This is a genomic window from Pseudomonas sp. 910_21, from assembly GCF_052850735.1.
Genome location: NZ_VXCY01000009.1, coordinates 248,527 through 262,980 on the forward strand (window position 1 = coordinate 248,527; position 14,454 = coordinate 262,980).

Below are 14,454 nucleotides of genomic sequence, written 5' to 3' on the forward strand. Positions count from 1 at the left end.
ATTGCTCAGTGAAATCAGTGAGTTGGTATCAAGCTTGTGGACGGGCATGCCAAGCGAAACACCGTGTGATCTGAAGTTCTTCTCTTACGAGCGCGAACACATTGCTCATGAACAGCCTCGGTTCAAATGTTCTCGAGAGAGTTGAGTGCTGCAGAAGCACGCCAGGGATTTGCCTTCGATTCAGATCTTATTTATCCAATAAGGCCATATGGAAAAATGAAAATAAAAGTACTATTCATCGCTTCGCTAGGGATTCTATCGCTGTTTCAAGCATCACTATCCTTCGCGGATGATGCCAATGGAAAAAATATCTATTTACAGCGCTGCGCTATGTGCCATGGAGCAGATATCAAAGGGGCAGGACCATTGGCAAATAAAAGCAATCCTCCTACGCCAGATCTAACAACGTCCGCTTTCAAAAAACGACTGAATGATTACCCGGGCGTTATTGTGTCATCGATAATATTGCGTCCAAATGGCGACTTGATTCCTAAAACTTTGCGAGAAAATGGTGTGAAGCTATCGCCATTCTCTTGGCGGGTTAATGATTTTCGCGATTTAAATCAATATATGAGTGGTGTGATTTTAAAGAAGCGATGATGTTGAGGTAAGAGTGCGATATGGAGTTTTAAGGGGTATTTAACGATTTGCCTAGGGGCTTAAAGGCTACCGCTCGTAAGGACGTGGCATTTCGATTCAGACTTCGGGCAGCATTCATATCAAGGGTTTGCCTGGTTTTTACTATGCAGGCCCTTCTTGTTTTCGTTCCGCAGTTGGTTATTTTTTCGGCGTGGCTTTCATATCTTGCACGGCTGCCCACTTGTGATCACTTGTTTGAAAGACTTTGGCCGTGTAGCTCGTTTCCAGATGCCGTTCACAGACGAGCCCCAGCAACGTCTGGGCTTCGATAACAGGCATGGATACGCTGAGGTCGAATTCATTGGCGCAGATGATCGGAGACACTGGATATGAAGCCTGACTGTCTGGGCTGGGAATCATAACAGCCAGGCATGTCACTTCTTTCATCGGGACTGTATTACCACCCTGATTGGCTAGTCGGGGCGGTTGGGGCCAAATGTTAGTGACGAGCTACCTGTGCCCAAACACCATCAAGTCTGTCGATAGAGGTAGCTCAGCGTTATCAGCTCAAACATCACAACCATCAGGCAGAACCCGACAAAACCTCGAGTAAAAACCCTGCGAGGCTTGGTGCCAGAAGTTTGGTAGTTACCGAAGACACTGAGAAGGTTGGATATGAATTCTAAAAAGTCCATCAGTGTCCGACGTTTCCCCTTGACTCTAATGGAGAGTCGCAATCCTGCGATTTTCTCCAATTCTGATACGATCAAGCGCTCGGTTTAACGCATCCAGCGCATTCAACAAGGCTTGCGCTTCAGCCTCCCGGCCATCTCCCCAAAGCCTTTCAGCCATTGTGTTGAGCGCCTGAATGGATCGTTCTATATCAGCGGCAGTCGCTGTTTTTTTATCCGCTGGCTGTTTCTTTGGCATTCAATATTTCCTGGGCGCTTGAGAATCAGCGCGAATACATTGTCCACTAGAACACGTGACCTAGGGTTGTAACCTGCAGCTCCTGAAGCTCAGTAAATGTGTAGCTCTCATGCTGACGCTCATCCTGATAGAAGCTGCGCAGGCGCCGCCCTGTTGGCAGTCGCTAGACTTGCTTCACTCGCAGTGGAGACGCCATGCTGTTGAGCTTATCTGTTCTTCAAGCAGAGCGACTCGGCTTATCTATTTTGTAGAGCAGGTACTCTTGAGTGCGATCGGTGAGTTGTCTAGTGGCGCGACGGAAGAGGCGTCCACCGATTTTCTCCATGGCGCGTTGAGATCGAACGTTCTGGCTGTCAACCTGAAACCAAACAGTGTCGACCCATTGGAATGCATGAGTCAGCATTAAATGTTTCAACTCTCTATTGGTTCCGCCTCCCCAATGATCACGAGCCAGGAAGGTATAGCCGATCGTCACTTCTCGTTTTTTCTCATCGAACTCGGAGTAGCGAGAGGAGCCGATCACTTGGTTGCTCCTGCGGTCGATCACGATAAGCGCAGACTTTGAAGCAAGCGCCTCGTTAAACCATTGCTGAAAAACGGGTTCCTGATAGCGCGTTGGGCTTGGATGCTGAGCCCAGATCAGCGGGTCGGATGCAACACGGTACAGCGCTTCGAAGTCATCAATTTCCAGTGGGCGCAGTTCTAGCGATTTACCAATAGTTGAGGGGGCGAGTGGCAGCAGTTGCATCATTTTTCCCTTTGGGCTCAAGAGTGTTTTTGTCCGTTCACTGTCACATTGGCGCATTTATCGATTGGACTGCCTTCGAAAAGTCATAGTCTCTCCGATGGGGACGATGACTGCCTGATCAGCTTCGCCTCTGACGTGACAATACACCGCACTGGCGCAACTGACGTGACTGGTCTTTTCTGTTTCGGGTCCGTTGTTGTGCTCGCTGACCGGTCTGGCGGCAGGCGCGCGAGGGACGGGTGTTTGATCCTTCGGCAGGCAACGGCCTGGCTACAGGAGCCTACACGGATCGTTATCGATGTTTCGACCAAGGAGCTCATATTGAACAGGAAAATGTTGGCGGCTTCGTTGCTGTTGTGGATGTTCTCGCTGACGGCGCAGGCGGATTGCGCGGTACTGGGGCCTGGGGAAGATCCCTGTGCGGGCCCGGTTCTAGGGCCTACGGTTTGCGAATGTCCCTGATATTGGCTTGTGCCCTCGATAGGGGGGCATGGATTGCTCGTTTACTGACCAGGAGGTTACAAATGAAGAAAGTCATGTTGGCTGTACTGCTGCTTTGTGGTTTTTCCCTGACTGCCCAGGCAGCGTGCCCGGTGTTTGGCCCATCTGAGGATCCGTGCAGTGGTCCGGTGTTTGGTCCGTCTACCTGCGAATGCCCTTAGGGAGGTTATCTGGCGGGTCCGGTTGGATCCGGACCTGCTTTGTGAAGTTGGTATTGTCCGCTCCCGAGCAGGCAGTAAAGCGCGCTCCCTTAGAACCCGCCCTGAGCGGGTTCTTTATTGCACTGAGAAAAGATCGGCAGGCGTGCCAACCGGGCGCGGTAGAGGGTGTCTGGTGTTTACCGTACTCAAACGGCGTGCTTCTGGTTAAATGTGGCTCATTTTTACAGGAGGTTCTTTGTTATGGAAAATGTGTTCAAGCAACCGTTGTTCGTAGTCGGCATGACTCTGCTTGCTGTAGGAATAGGGACCTCAAACCCCGGTTTTTGGATACCCGGGAGCGTGTTTATGATGATCGGGTGGTCACAACGGCAGAAGGATTGAGGTAGCTGTGCTGCTAGTGCAGAGACAGTAATGCGCTAGTCCGAGCCCATCAGGTAGTTGTCGCCGGTCAACCGGTCCTGCTTTTTTCTGAACCTCATTCACGGAGCAAAACATGAGTGCTATCAACCGCGCGGTCCTGGACGACCTGGCACCGCAAGGCGTGCTGCGGGCCGCGATTAATTTTGGCAACCCTGTCCTGGCGCAAAAAGGTAGCGATGGTTCGCCGCAAGGTGTGTCGGTCGCCTTGGCAAAAGCTTTGGCTGAAGAGCTCGGCGTAAGCTTGCAGATGACCACCTTCGATGCGGCCGGCAAGGTCTTTGCGGCGCTGGAGGAGGGGGGCTGGGACGTCGCTTTTCTGGCTATCGAGCCGGTGCGTGAGGAGCAGATAGCCTTCAGCGAGCCTTACGTCATCATCGAAGGCACCTATCTGGTGGCGGCAGACTCACCTTTCCAGGCGGTCGAGGATCTCGACCAGCCAGGCCTGCGGTTGGCGGTGGGCAAGGGCGCGGCCTACGACCTGTTTCTGTCTCGCACGTTGAAACATGCTCAGCTTGAACGGGCGGAAACCTCGGCGGGCGCGGTAGATCTTTATCTGCAACAGCACCTGGATGCGGCGGCGGGTGTGCGCCAACCCCTGGAGTTGATGGCGGCAAACACTCCGGGTTATCGAGTACTGGAGGGGGCCTTTACGGCTATTCGGCAGGCCATGGCAGTGCCTCGGCCGCGGGAAGCAGGAGCGGCCTATGTCAGGGGTTTCATCGAGCGCAAGAAGGCCGAAGGATTCATTAAGGCCGCATTGGCCCAGAGCGGTCAGGCCGACGTGACTGTCGCACCTCTTCAATGACTGCGTATTGGTCATTTCAGGTCCATGCAGGCGACAGGTGCATGTCTCTTGGAGGGTCTGTGGTCTCGTCGTGAGGGCGGGAGGCGCGCGACAGTTGAAGTCATTCTCCTGATCAAGATTTCAAGAACTCTCAACCTTCTTGGCCAACTCAGGGCTTTCTGCGTGAAGGCAGTAGCATGCCGACCTGCTTTTGATAAGCGAGGTACTGCTTGCCAAAGACTCTGACCATGTCTTTCTCTTCGAGATGGGTTCCCGCGAATATGTAAGCGGTGCAGGTCAGTGCGAATACGAGGTGTCCGACACTCATCGCCGGTGTTGCCCAGAAGGCAATGAGAAAGCCCAGGTACATGGGGTGGCGAACAATCTTGTAGAGAAAGGGCGTGATGAAGTTGAGGGGCTCCGGCTGGGTTTTGTAGAGGCTAGGGTAAGCCTGTTTCAAACCAAACAACTCAAAATGACTGATCAGAAACGTTGCCACTAACGCAATCCCCCATCCTGCCCAGTACAAGCCGTTCAGCAACGCCCTGAGCACCTCGGACTGAACGCTCCAGACCATGGTCGGTATGGGATGCCACAAAATGAACAAGAGGATCAGCGCCAGGCTGCTGCATAGAACATAAGTCGCTCGCTCTATGGGGACGGGAATAATCCTGGACATTTTTTTCTTGACGCTTTCGCGGGCCATGACGCTGTGCTGGACGGCGAACAGGGTGATAAGGGCGACATCTATGGCTGTTGCAACCAGCCAATGGCGGTTTTCCCCTGAGTCAATGTTCTTCAGTACCGACAACGCACCAAGGAAGCCAATCAAGTAGAGGAAGGTCAGGAGAAAAATCACATAGCTGCTGAGGCTGTAGAGCAGATAGAGCAGGTTTGTGGCAGTGCTTCTTGGTGCTTTTTTCAGTGTGGAGTCCGCGTTCATGAACGATTCCTTTCGGTCATGGCGGAGATTGCAAACTTGCGCCCAGAGTGGAAACTCAATTAATCGACACTTAAACCTAGCACTGATTGTCGGTTGCCGTTGCTTGTCTGTTTCAGCGCTGTCCCGGATCAGGCTGCACCAGATGCCGCCAGGGGAATACCTGTCGAGCAAAATGCGTTACGTAGCCGCCGCGGGTGGCCTGGATCACCATGAACTGCAACGCAGGGCGGAGCTGGCGCAGGGTCTCGAGCTGTTCCAGGCTCAGGCAGGTGTTGCGCAGGCGCAGCACTTTCAGTGGCTCGCAGGCAGCACTGGCGAATAGTTTTTCATAGCTGGCGAAGGAGGTGACGGCCTGTTCTTCGCGCTGATCCGCCCAGTTGTTCTGCAGTTCGCTGGACTCGGTGAAGTCCAGGTTGCTCAGCCGCGGCAGATTGTCCGAGCCGGCCAGGTTGGCAATGAAGTGCTGGGTGTCCCAATGGCCGCCAATGCGCAGGTGGGCAAGGTGCGGCAGATGGACCTGAAAGAAGCTCGAGTCGGGGGCGTTGGGCAGGGTCAGTTCGCTCAAGTGCGGGGCTTTCGCTACAAAGCGGGCGATTTCTCCTGCTTCCTCCATCAGCGTGCCGGCTTTCTGGATCAGCGAGGCGTTGTGGTCCTGGGGCTCGCTGGGGCGAATGGACAGTGACCTGAGAATCGGAAAGCTGACGGCGTTGTCCAACAAGGGCGTGAACTCCCATTCGCGGGTGCCGTTTGCCCCTTGGTCCGGGCCGGAAAAGGCCAGGGAACTGAGGGTGTCGGCCACTGCCTGGTCGGCGAGACACTCCAGGGTCCAGGCAAACGGCTCTTCCCACAGGTCACCATGAAACTCCAGGTGCAGGCCACCACGTATTGGGGCCAGGGCCAGGTAGTTGTAGTCGCTGACCCACAGCGGCCCCGTCAGGTCTTCGGGGTTGTCGTCGCGCTCGGCTGCCTGGTCCCGGGTGAAGTCATGGATGCGTTGCTGCAGGGCCAGCAGGCGCTGGTAGCCCGGCGAAGACAGAGGGAGGGACATGGTTGGAATCCGCTGCTGGGTGGGGCCGGGCTGAGCCGCTGGCTAGGGGCGGCCATGATAAGTCCTGGCGCCTACCTGAGTCTTGGTCCGGCACAGTGCCTTACACATTTTTTCAACAAATCAACCATGTTCCCGGGGGCGCAGGGAGCGCTAGGATCGCCCTTTCATGCACGGGTCCTGTGGACCTTTCGGAGTGTTACCCCATGCCACAAGGGCTATTGCCTCATTCATCCACTGGATTGCTGGCCAGGGAGATCACCCTGGTAGATGTCGAGCGGCTGCAGGCGTTCTTCGTTGAGAATCCGGACTACTTTCACATCGTCCACGGCTGTGCACCGCAGCCGGATGAAGCCCGCAATGAAATCGATGACAGCTTGCCAGAGGGCTGGTCCTTCACTCGCAAGTGGAAGATCGGTTACTTCGACGGGACCGGTGCCCTGGTGGCAATGGTCAGTATCGTCAGTGATCTGCTGGCATCCAGGGTCTGGCACATTGGTCTGTTCATGGTGGCCAGCTCGCTGCAGGGCCGGGGCGTTGCCCGGCAGTTGCACCGCGAGCTTGAAGACTGGGCGGCCGGGCAGGGCGCGCGCTGGCTGCGGTTGAGCGTGGTGTTCGAGAACGTCCGGGCCGAGGGTTTCTGGAGAGCCTGTGGCTATGTCGAGGCCCGTACCCGTGACGGGATAGAGCTAGGCCAGTTACGGCACCGGGTGCGCATCATGATCAAGCCGCTGTCCTCGGACTCCCTCGAAGACTACCTGACCCTTATGCCCCGCGACCGGGTCGAGCCTCTGGTGTCGGTCTGATAAAAATGGTTGAAAATGGCGAGCTGTATGTCATCGATTTCTGGGGCCGCTAGCGCTAGTCCTGAACATGTGCAACCGCTGTTCTGGAGCGGTCGGCAGGACATGGTGAAGGCCTCTCGGGCATGAACTAAAACCGCTGTCGCCAGTCCCATGGGACATCTTTGACCATTCGGGGAAATACCGTGAAAACTCGTCTCGCAACGCTCTGCGCCGCAGCTCTGGCTTCGGCCCTGCCAATTCTGGCCGAGGCTGCCCAGGCTCAGTCACCCGCTCCTGAACCGACCTATCAGAGCCAGGTGGCGCGCTATCAGTGCGAGGGCAATGTCCGCATCGATGCGGCCTATCTGAACATCGACAATGGCACCTCGTTCGCCACGCTCTACTACAAGGACCAATTGATTCCCATGCACATTGCCCGTTCGGCTTCCGGCGCGCTGTATGTGGCGGACGACGAGCAGAACAGCTTTCGCTGGCACACCAAAGGCAAGCTGGGCATGTTGTCGTTCCTGGAGGCAGATCACACCGCCAAGGAGCAGCAACTGCTCAAGGATTGCCAGGAGATCGATCCGCAGTAACAGTTCCAAGCAGCTGGCCTTCAGGCAAAAAAAGCCCGCGGCAGAGCGCGGGCGAACGTAGTTGCTTGAATGAGCGAAGGAACTATACACAGGCGGGATCGGCGTCTGGGTGAAAGAAGTTTCATCTTGCGTGGTGGTTGTTTTGTCGGCTCAGCCAAGCCGTTGTCGGATCTGTTCTAACCTGAAATGGCGAGTCAAAAATCCCTTCAGGAAGAGAGGTGGGCATGGCAACACAACAGCAACGCCCTTATGAGCAGGAACGGAGCGATGAGGCGGCGCAGTACGAGGTCGAACACAAAGAGCCGCCACCGCAAACCTGGAAACACCCGGACGATGGCAAGAGCCTGTCGGAACGGGACGAAGAGCGTCCCTTGAAACCCTGATCCAAAGCCCCGCTCCAGAGCGGGGCTGCTGTTTGTGGCGAAGCCATTGTTGCCCATGACCGACCGTCGCCGTCGCTCTGATACCATCCCCAGCCTTAATGTCCCGGGACCTCGGGACGGAATATCTGTTCAAGGGAGAAATACATGATTGTCACCACTACCGCCCATATCGAAGGTCGGGAAATTGCCTCCTATCTGGATATCGTCAGTGCTGAATCCGTCCAGGGCATCAACGTGGTCCGCGATATCTTCGCCGGCATGCGCGACTTTTTTGGCGGGCGCTCCCAGACCCTGGAACGCGCCTTGAAGGAGGCGCGGATCCAGGCCACCAATGAAATCAAGGAGCGGGCCCGTCAGTTCAACGCTGATGCAGTGGTCGGCGTGGATTTCGAGATCAGCATGCCTTCCGGGCGTGGCGGCATGGTGGTGGTGTTTGCCACCGGGACCGCCGTCAAGCTCAAGTAACGCTCTACCCAACTTCCCGCCCAACTGTCCCCGCCCCCCCTGGACTCAAGCCCCTACCGGGGTACAGAGCTCCACCAGGGTGCCATCCGGACAACGCACGTAGGACACCGTCTGCCCCCAGGGTTTGCTGCTGGGGGCCGCGAGTTCCTGGGCGCCCTGTTCCAGGGCCCGGGCATGGGCTGCATGGACGTCATCGGTCACCAGTCCCAGTTCCATGCCCAGGGGTTGCGGCGAGGAGTGGGCGGCGACGTGGCCGGCCTTGAAGTTCAGTTCTGCCAGGTCGTGGTCGGCGAAAGCCAGGGTGGTGCTACCGGTTTCCAGTTCGCCGTAGGTGCCGGACTCATGGAGAAACCGCCGCTTGAAGCCGAAGGCATGCTCAAAGAAGGCCAGGGAGTCTTCAACCTTGGGCACATAGATGATGGTGTAGCCGAACTGCATGGCGTGACGCTCCTTGTCTATGGATAAGAGGACGCGAATCTAGCATGGGCGCTCGCTTGCCCGCGGCTTTTTGCGGTAAGGCGCTGATTCATTGGCGACGCTCCAGCAGCTGCCAGCCACGTGGGGACCATTGCAGTTCATGGGTCGGTGCCAGGGCCTGGAGAAAGTCCTGATCGTGGGACGCCACCACCAGTGCCCCGGGGTAGTCCCGCAGGGCTCGCTCAAAGGCCTGTACCGATTCCAGATCCAGGTGGTTGGTTGGCTCGTCGAGCAGCAGCAGGCGGGCCGGGCTGCCTCCCCACAATGCCAGCGCCAATGCCGCTTTCAGCCGCTCTCCACCGCTGAGCTGGGCGCAGGGTTGCTGCACCCGCCGAGCGTCCAGTTGCAGGCGTGCCAGGCAGGTGCGCAAGGCGCTTTCCTCCAGCGGTGTAGCGGCCTTGGCCAGTTGCTCCAGCAGCGAAGGTTCGGGGGCCAGTTGCAGCAGGTGCTGGTCAAGGTAGGCACCGGTCACCGCCACCCGGCATTCGCCGCTCAGGGGCTGCAATTGACCGGCGAGCATCTTCAGCAAAGTGGATTTACCGCAACCGTTGGGGCCGATCAGGGCAATACGTGCCGGGCCGCTGACGTGGCAGGTGAGATAGGACGCCGGCGACCGACTGTCCAGCCAGGGCAATTGCGCCTGCTGTAGGTTGAGCACTGGCTGGCCTGCCTGGAGGTTGGTATCGGGCAGTGTCAGCAAGGTCGGTTGTTCCGCAGCGACCCGGGCGTAGGCACTGCGTACCTGTTCATCGAGGGTGCTCTTGTGCCCCTGATGGCTGTGACGCACCTGGCCCATGATGTCCCGGGCGGCGCCCAGTATCTTGGCTCGCTCAAAGCCGGAGACGTTGGCGGTCTTGGCGTATTTGCGCGATGTAGCGGCATGGCGCTGGATGGTGTCGTGCTCGCGTTGCAGACGTTTGTGCTCACGGCTGCGCTGGGTACGAGCGTGTTCCAGTGCCGCCTGGGCGGCATCGTTATGGGCCTGACGCTGAGCCTGGTACAGCGCGTAGTTGCCGCCGTAGACCTGGGCTCCCTGGGGGCTGAGTTCAACGATGCGTTGCACCTGCATCAGCAACTGGCGGTCATGGCTGACCAGGATCAGACCGCCGCGCCACTGTTGCAGTTGCTCCATCAGCCAACGGCGTCCGGCACGGTCCAGGTGGTTGCTGGGCTCATCAAGCAACAGCAGGTCGGCGTCGCTGAGCAGGGCGCCGATCAGCACCACCCGGGCCAGTTGCCCGCCGCTCAGGTTGGCCGCCGGATGATCCGGTTCCAAATGTTGCAGGCCGGCCTCATCCAGAGCCTGGCGCAGGCGTTCGGCCAGGTCCCAGCGATCATCCACCCGTTGCAGGTCTTCCGGGGCGGCGGTGCCGGCTGCCAGGCGCTGCAGGGCTTGCAGCGTATCAGCGACGCCTGCGACCTGAGCCACAGTCTGTTGTGGGGCCGGCAGCGGGTCCTGGGGGACATAGGCCAGGCTGGCGTTACGATTGAGGCTGCCGCAAGAGGGTTGCAGTTCACCGGCGATCAGGCGCAGCAAGAGGGATTTACCCATGCCATTACGCCCGACTATGGCCGTGGGCAGGCGATCGAAGCTCAGGTTCAGGGCATCAAGCAAGGTTTCGCCATTGGCGAATTGATAAGTCAGCTGGTTCAGTGAAACCAGCGCAGGCAGCCGGGTGACGTGAGTCATCAGCACCTCCAGAAAATGTTGGAACAGGCCAACGAGCGCTAGCAAGGCTCGTCGCGGATACATTTTGGAAGGCTTAGTTGTTCACGTCGGCAATCGTCCTGGGACGGGAAAGAAGGTGCGTAGCCTAACCGCGGAATTATCTGGCTGACAAGTCCGCTGATTCGCAGTCGGGATCTTTCAGGTGGATTTCGGCACTTGCTCCAGGTCCCGCAGAAGGCTCCCCAGTCCTGGAATGAGACTGGATATTATCAATGTGAAAGTTTTTTTATTCTTTATTGCTATTGTTTTTATTGCAGTTGTTTGGACTTCAGATTGTTTGACTGTGTTCAGGTTGACTAAGGTTGGGGTGCGAACTTTAATTCAAGCGGTGGATCTCTGAAACTTATTGTTTGAGGCAGCTGGCATGCAGAATAACATTGGTAATGATTGTGAAGAATGCTTGTCCAATAGTAGGCGCACGGTGTTGAAAACAGCACTAGGGTTGACTGCTGTCAGTATTGTTGCAGGGGCGGGGCTGGGTGTATCAAGTTTTTCCTATGCCGCGTCCTTGACCAAGGAAGAGCGCGACAACATGACGCCGGATCAGATCATTGCCGGCATGAAGGAGGGCAACCTGCGTTTTCGCAACGGAAAAATGGATCAGCACGACTACCTGGCACAGAAGAGAGCCAGTGCGACTGGGCAATTTCCTGCAGCGGTCATCCTCAGTTGCATTGACTCGCGGGCGCCGGCGGAGATCATTCTGGATGCCGGGATTGGCGATACCTTCAATGCCCGTATAGCCGGGAATGTCACCAACAGTGACCTGATCGGCAGCCTGGAATTCGCCTGTGCGGCCGCCGGCGCCAAAGTCATTCTGGTGATGGGGCATACCGCATGCGGCGCCGTCAAAGGTGCTATCGATAATGTCGAGTTGGGTAGCCTGACCGGGCTGCTGAACAAGATCAAACCGGCAATCGGTGCAACTAAGTATTCCGGAGAACGCAGCAGTAAGAATGATGAGTTTGTGGATGCAGTGGCCAAGACCAACGTGCAGAACACCCTCAATGAAATTCGTCAGGAAAGTTCGATACTGAGCCAACTGGAAAAAGAAGGAAAAATAAAAATAGTCGGTGCTATGTATCACTTGAATGGCGGAATGGTTGAATTTACTGTCTGAAAGATTTCCTTCTGAAACAGTGCTGGTATTAGTCGTAGTTGCTCGATGGGCCGAGCATTTCGGGCAACTACGATGAAGTAATCGAACGCTTTCTACTGTACTTGTTTCTTTTTATATTCAAGCGCGTTTCAGCCTGACGCTCAGGCGATCGGTGCCGGTTCTTCGCGTATGCCGCAGGGCTGAGTTGTCCAGTGTCATGCCAGCACTGCCACCGCTTTGATCTGCGCCCAGAGTTGCTGCCCGGGGTGCAGGTTGAGCTGGTCCCGGGAGTAGCGGGTGATGCGTGCCAGCAGAGGGGTGCCGGCTGCGTCCAGGCGCACCAGGACGTGGGCGGCGTTATCGGCGGGAATCTCGTCGCTGACGGTTACCGGCAGGCGATTGAGAATGCTGCTGTGTTCGCTGGCCTGCAGGCTCAGGCTGACGTCCCTGGCCTGGACCTTGAAGCGCAGGGACTTGCCCAGCGCCAGGGGCTGGTGGGCCACACGCACCTGCAATTGGCTGTCGGGCAGTTGCAGGGTCAGCAGTTGGTAGGTCGCGTCATAGTCGCTGACCCGGCCTTCCACCACCACGCCAGCGTCATCCCCCAGAGCCAGGGGCAGATCCAGTCGCGCCAGGGTCTGGCCGATGGGGCCGCTGGCCAGGGCGCGGCCGTCACTGAGCAGGACGATATGGTCGGCCAGGCGCGCCACTTCATCCTGGGAGTGGCTGACGTACAGCACCGGGATATCCAGCTCGTCGTGCAGTCGTTCCAGGTAGGGCAGGATTTCACTTTTGCGTTTCGAGTCCAGGGCTGCCAGGGGCTCGTCCATCAACAACAGCCGTGGGCTGGTGAGCAGGGCTCGGGCGATGCCGATGCGCTGGCGTTCGCCGCCCGAAAGGTTCTGCGGGTGGCGCTGGAGCAGGTGGCCGATACCCAGCAACTCGGTGGCCTGGGCCATGTCCACCCGGCGCTGCAGCCTGGGGATGCGGCGCAGGCCAAATTCCAGGTTGGCCTGGACCGACAGATGGGGAAACAGGCTGGCTTCCTGGAACACATAACCCAGGGAGCGCTTGTGGGGCGGGACGAACAGCTTGCGCTGGCTATCCTGCCAGATTTCGTCGTTGATCTGGATCCGCCCATGCCCGGCCTTTTCCAGGCCGGCTATGCAGCGCAGGCAAGTGGTCTTGCCCGAGCCCGAATGGCCATAGAGCGCCGTGACGCCGCGCCCCGGCAGTTGCAAGTCGAGGTCCAGGGCGAAATCGTGGTAGCCCAGGTGCAGCTTGACGTGAATGCTCATCGATTCAGCTCCAGCCTGCTTTGGTCTTGCGGCTGGAATACAGCGCCAGCAACACCAGGAACGAGAACACCAGCATGGCTCCGGCCAGCCAGTGGGCCTGGGCGTACTCCATGGCTTCGACGTGATCGTAGATCTGTACCGAGACCACCCGGGTCTTGTCAGGGATGTTGCCGCCGATCATCAGCACCACGCCGAACTCGCCGACGGTGTGGGCAAAGCCGAGAATCGAGGCGGTGATGAAGCCCGGCCGCGCCAGGGGCAGGATCACCGAGAAAAAGGTGTCCCAGGGATTGGCACGCAAGGTGGCGGCCACCTCCAGGGGACGGCTGCCAATGGCAGAAAAGGCGTTTTGCAGCGGTTGCACCACAAAAGGCATGGAATAGATCACTGACCCCAGCACCAGGCCGCTGAAACTGAAGGTCAGGGTGCCCAGCCCCAGGGACTGGGTGAACTGGCCGAAAAAGCCGTTGGGCCCGAGGGCCAGCAGCAGGTAGAAACCTATCACCGTCGGTGGCAATACCAGGGGCAATGCCACCACGGCGCCGATCGGCCCGCGCAACCAGGAGCGGGTGCGCGACAACCACAACGCAATCGGAGTGCCGATGACCAACAGGATGAGGGTCGTCAGGGACGCCAGTTTAAGGGTCAGCCAGATGGCGGAAAAATCGGCACTCGAAAGGGTCATTTACAGTTGATAGCCGTAGGATTTGATGACAGCGCCGGCTTTGGGCCCCTTGAGGTAGTCAACCAGCGCCTTGGCAGCCGGGTTGTCCTTGCCCTTGTTGAGGATCACCGCATCCTGCTTGATCGGATCATGCATCTGGGCCGGGACTATCCAGGCTGAGCCGCTGGTGACTTTGCCGTCTTTATAGATCTGCGACAAGGCGACAAAACCCAGTTCGGCATTACCGGTGGAGACGAACTGATAGGCCTGGGTGATGTTCTGGCCCTCGACGATCTTGGCCTTGACCTTGTCGGTCAGGCCCAGCTTGGCCAGCACCTGGGTCGCGGCCAGGCCGTAAGGCGCCGCCTTGGGGTTGGCGATGGACAGGTGCTGGTACTGGTTGTCCTTGAGCACCAGGCCTTTGCTATCGACGTAGCCGTCCTTGGCCGACCACAGGGCCAGGGTGCCGATGGCGTAGGTGAAGCGCGAGCCTTTGACGATATCACCCTCGTTTTCGAGCTTCTGCGGGGTGCTGTCGTCGGCGGAGAGGAAGACTTCGAAAGGCGCGCCATTCTTGATCTGGGTGTAGAACTGCCCGGTGGCACCATAAGCGGCCACCAGCTTGTGGCCCGTGTCTTTTTCGAAGTCGGCAGCGATGGCCTGGATCGGTGCGGTGAAATTGGCAGCGACCGCCACCTGGACTTCAGCGGCCTGGGCCGAGCCGAAGGCGAAGAGGGCGAGCAGGCCAGCGAGGCAAGTCGGGGCAAAACCTGAGGCACGAAGGTTCATCGAACAGCTCCATTGGGGGGAAGGACGCGTTGGGCAGCGAATGCTTGGAGGGAATCTG

The 14,454-nt window shown here is 57.7% G+C and carries 19 protein-coding genes and 1 pseudogene; 9 read left to right on the forward strand and 11 right to left on the reverse strand.

Features of this window, described 5'->3' with window-relative positions; all coding sequences use genetic code 11:
• Positions 1-216: 216 nt before the first annotated feature.
• On the forward strand, positions 217-600 hold the full coding sequence (locus tag FW796_RS26325; protein ID WP_446440373.1) for a c-type cytochrome: 384 nt from the start codon (positions 217-219) through the stop codon (positions 598-600).
• A 177-nt stretch (positions 601-777) separates the two neighbouring features.
• Here FW796_RS26325 and FW796_RS26330 read toward each other — a convergent pair whose 3' ends face one another.
• From FW796_RS26330 to FW796_RS26345, 4 genes and pseudogenes are all read right to left on the reverse strand, one after another.
• Positions 778-1,026, reverse strand: coding sequence for a hypothetical protein (locus FW796_RS26330; protein ID WP_446440338.1), 249 nt, complete (start codon positions 1,024-1,026; stop codon positions 778-780).
• A gap of 273 nt (positions 1,027-1,299) precedes the next feature.
• Positions 1,300-1,509, reverse strand: coding sequence for a hypothetical protein (locus FW796_RS26335; RefSeq protein WP_346635455.1), 210 nt, complete (start codon positions 1,507-1,509; stop codon positions 1,300-1,302).
• Positions 1,510-1,555: 46 nt separating this feature from the next.
• Positions 1,556-1,693, reverse strand: a pseudogene (locus FW796_RS26340) (XRE family transcriptional regulator); the annotation flags it as partial.
• A gap of 33 nt (positions 1,694-1,726) precedes the next feature.
• Positions 1,727-2,257: a GNAT family N-acetyltransferase gene (locus tag FW796_RS26345; protein WP_346635454.1), complete on the reverse strand. Its 531-nt coding sequence runs from the start codon at positions 2,255-2,257 to the stop codon at positions 1,727-1,729.
• Positions 2,258-2,578: 321 nt separating this feature from the next.
• Between FW796_RS26345 and FW796_RS26350 the strand changes: the two genes are divergently transcribed.
• The 3 genes from FW796_RS26350 (at position 2,579) to FW796_RS26360 (ending at position 4,144) form a co-directional block, all read left to right on the forward strand.
• Positions 2,579-2,719 carry a PA0050 family protein gene (locus FW796_RS26350; protein ID WP_346635453.1) on the forward strand — a complete coding sequence of 47 codons (141 nt, stop codon included), beginning with the start codon at positions 2,579-2,581 and terminating at the stop codon, positions 2,717-2,719.
• Positions 2,720-2,781: 62 nt separating this feature from the next.
• Complete coding sequence (locus tag FW796_RS26355; protein ID WP_259744916.1) at positions 2,782-2,919, forward strand: PA0050 family protein; 138 nt, start codon at positions 2,782-2,784, stop codon at positions 2,917-2,919.
• 493 nt (positions 2,920-3,412) lie between these two features.
• Positions 3,413-4,144, forward strand: a complete 732-nt coding sequence (locus FW796_RS26360; protein ID WP_346635452.1) for an ABC transporter substrate-binding protein — start codon at positions 3,413-3,415, stop codon at positions 4,142-4,144.
• 148 nt (positions 4,145-4,292) lie between these two features.
• Here the strand turns inward: FW796_RS26360 and mddA are convergent, their stop codons facing one another.
• Positions 4,293-5,066 (reverse strand): methanethiol S-methyltransferase, encoded by a 774-nt coding sequence (gene mddA / locus FW796_RS26365; protein WP_404937033.1) that lies wholly within the window; start codon positions 5,064-5,066, stop codon positions 4,293-4,295.
• 112 nt (positions 5,067-5,178) lie between these two features.
• Complete coding sequence (locus FW796_RS26370; protein ID WP_446440339.1) at positions 5,179-6,114, reverse strand: hypothetical protein; 936 nt, start codon at positions 6,112-6,114, stop codon at positions 5,179-5,181.
• 203 nt (positions 6,115-6,317) lie between these two features.
• Here FW796_RS26370 and FW796_RS26375 point away from each other — a divergent pair, with 203 nt between their 5' ends.
• The 4 genes from FW796_RS26375 to FW796_RS26390 all read left to right on the forward strand — a co-directional run bounded on the left by FW796_RS26375 (position 6,318) and on the right by FW796_RS26390 (position 8,340).
• Positions 6,318-6,917, forward strand: a complete 600-nt coding sequence (locus tag FW796_RS26375; protein ID WP_346635449.1) for a GNAT family N-acetyltransferase — start codon at positions 6,318-6,320, stop codon at positions 6,915-6,917.
• 182 nt (positions 6,918-7,099) lie between these two features.
• Positions 7,100-7,492, forward strand: a complete 393-nt coding sequence (locus FW796_RS26380; RefSeq protein ID WP_346635448.1) for an MliC family protein — start codon at positions 7,100-7,102, stop codon at positions 7,490-7,492.
• A gap of 224 nt (positions 7,493-7,716) precedes the next feature.
• On the forward strand, positions 7,717-7,875 hold the full coding sequence (locus FW796_RS26385; protein WP_221811941.1) for a hypothetical protein: 159 nt from the start codon (positions 7,717-7,719) through the stop codon (positions 7,873-7,875).
• A gap of 144 nt (positions 7,876-8,019) precedes the next feature.
• Entirely contained in the window at positions 8,020-8,340 is a 321-nt protein-coding gene (locus FW796_RS26390; RefSeq protein ID WP_346635447.1) for a YbjQ family protein, read from the forward strand.
• 45 nt (positions 8,341-8,385) lie between these two features.
• Here FW796_RS26390 and FW796_RS26395 read toward each other — a convergent pair whose 3' ends face one another.
• Positions 8,386-8,778 (reverse strand): VOC family protein, encoded by a 393-nt coding sequence (locus FW796_RS26395; RefSeq protein WP_446440340.1) that lies wholly within the window; start codon positions 8,776-8,778, stop codon positions 8,386-8,388.
• A gap of 88 nt (positions 8,779-8,866) precedes the next feature.
• A complete protein-coding gene (locus tag FW796_RS26400) occupies positions 8,867-10,507 on the reverse strand; it encodes an ABC-F family ATP-binding cassette domain-containing protein (RefSeq protein WP_446440341.1) in 1,641 nt (546 codons plus the stop codon).
• A 403-nt stretch (positions 10,508-10,910) separates the two neighbouring features.
• On the opposite strand from FW796_RS26400, the gene FW796_RS26405 reads away from it, so the two are divergent.
• A complete protein-coding gene (locus FW796_RS26405) occupies positions 10,911-11,666 on the forward strand; it encodes a carbonic anhydrase (protein ID WP_446440342.1) in 756 nt (251 codons plus the stop codon).
• 194 nt (positions 11,667-11,860) lie between these two features.
• Here FW796_RS26405 and modC read toward each other — a convergent pair whose 3' ends face one another.
• The 3 genes from modC to modA are packed head-to-tail and all read right to left on the reverse strand — an operon-like array spanning position 11,861 to position 14,396.
• Entirely contained in the window at positions 11,861-12,943 is a 1,083-nt protein-coding gene (gene modC / locus FW796_RS26410) for a molybdenum ABC transporter ATP-binding protein (protein WP_346635443.1), read from the reverse strand.
• A 4-nt stretch (positions 12,944-12,947) separates the two neighbouring features.
• Positions 12,948-13,628: a molybdate ABC transporter permease subunit gene (gene modB / locus FW796_RS26415; RefSeq protein WP_346635442.1), complete on the reverse strand. Its 681-nt coding sequence runs from the start codon at positions 13,626-13,628 to the stop codon at positions 12,948-12,950.
• Positions 13,629-14,396 (reverse strand): molybdate ABC transporter substrate-binding protein, encoded by a 768-nt coding sequence (gene modA / locus FW796_RS26420; protein WP_446440343.1) that lies wholly within the window; start codon positions 14,394-14,396, stop codon positions 13,629-13,631.
• Positions 14,397-14,454 lie beyond the last annotated feature (58 nt).

Bases quoted from the DNA above. Each gene is read 5' to 3' on its own strand.
- FW796_RS26325 (WP_446440373.1), top strand. From the start codon at position 217: ATGAAAATAAAAGTACTATTCATCGCTTCGCTAGGGATTCTATCGCTG.
- FW796_RS26330 (WP_446440338.1), bottom strand. From the start codon at position 1,026: ATGAAAGAAGTGACATGCCTGGCTGTTATGATTCCCAGCCCAGACAGT.
- FW796_RS26335 (WP_346635455.1), bottom strand. From the start codon at position 1,509: ATGCCAAAGAAACAGCCAGCGGATAAAAAAACAGCGACTGCCGCTGAT.
- FW796_RS26345 (WP_346635454.1), bottom strand. From the start codon at position 2,257: ATGCAACTGCTGCCACTCGCCCCCTCAACTATTGGTAAATCGCTAGAA.
- FW796_RS26355 (WP_259744916.1), top strand. From the start codon at position 2,782: ATGAAGAAAGTCATGTTGGCTGTACTGCTGCTTTGTGGTTTTTCCCTG.
- FW796_RS26360 (WP_346635452.1), top strand. From the start codon at position 3,413: ATGAGTGCTATCAACCGCGCGGTCCTGGACGACCTGGCACCGCAAGGC.
- mddA (WP_404937033.1), bottom strand. From the start codon at position 5,066: ATGAACGCGGACTCCACACTGAAAAAAGCACCAAGAAGCACTGCCACA.
- FW796_RS26370 (WP_446440339.1), bottom strand. From the start codon at position 6,114: ATGTCCCTCCCTCTGTCTTCGCCGGGCTACCAGCGCCTGCTGGCCCTG.
- FW796_RS26375 (WP_346635449.1), top strand. From the start codon at position 6,318: ATGCCACAAGGGCTATTGCCTCATTCATCCACTGGATTGCTGGCCAGG.
- FW796_RS26385 (WP_221811941.1), top strand. From the start codon at position 7,717: ATGGCAACACAACAGCAACGCCCTTATGAGCAGGAACGGAGCGATGAG.
- FW796_RS26390 (WP_346635447.1), top strand. From the start codon at position 8,020: ATGATTGTCACCACTACCGCCCATATCGAAGGTCGGGAAATTGCCTCC.
- FW796_RS26395 (WP_446440340.1), bottom strand. From the start codon at position 8,778: ATGCAGTTCGGCTACACCATCATCTATGTGCCCAAGGTTGAAGACTCC.
- FW796_RS26400 (WP_446440341.1), bottom strand. From the start codon at position 10,507: ATGACTCACGTCACCCGGCTGCCTGCGCTGGTTTCACTGAACCAGCTG.
- FW796_RS26405 (WP_446440342.1), top strand. From the start codon at position 10,911: ATGCAGAATAACATTGGTAATGATTGTGAAGAATGCTTGTCCAATAGT.
- modC (WP_346635443.1), bottom strand. From the start codon at position 12,943: ATGAGCATTCACGTCAAGCTGCACCTGGGCTACCACGATTTCGCCCTG.
- modB (WP_346635442.1), bottom strand. From the start codon at position 13,628: ATGACCCTTTCGAGTGCCGATTTTTCCGCCATCTGGCTGACCCTTAAA.
- modA (WP_446440343.1), bottom strand. From the start codon at position 14,396: ATGAACCTTCGTGCCTCAGGTTTTGCCCCGACTTGCCTCGCTGGCCTG.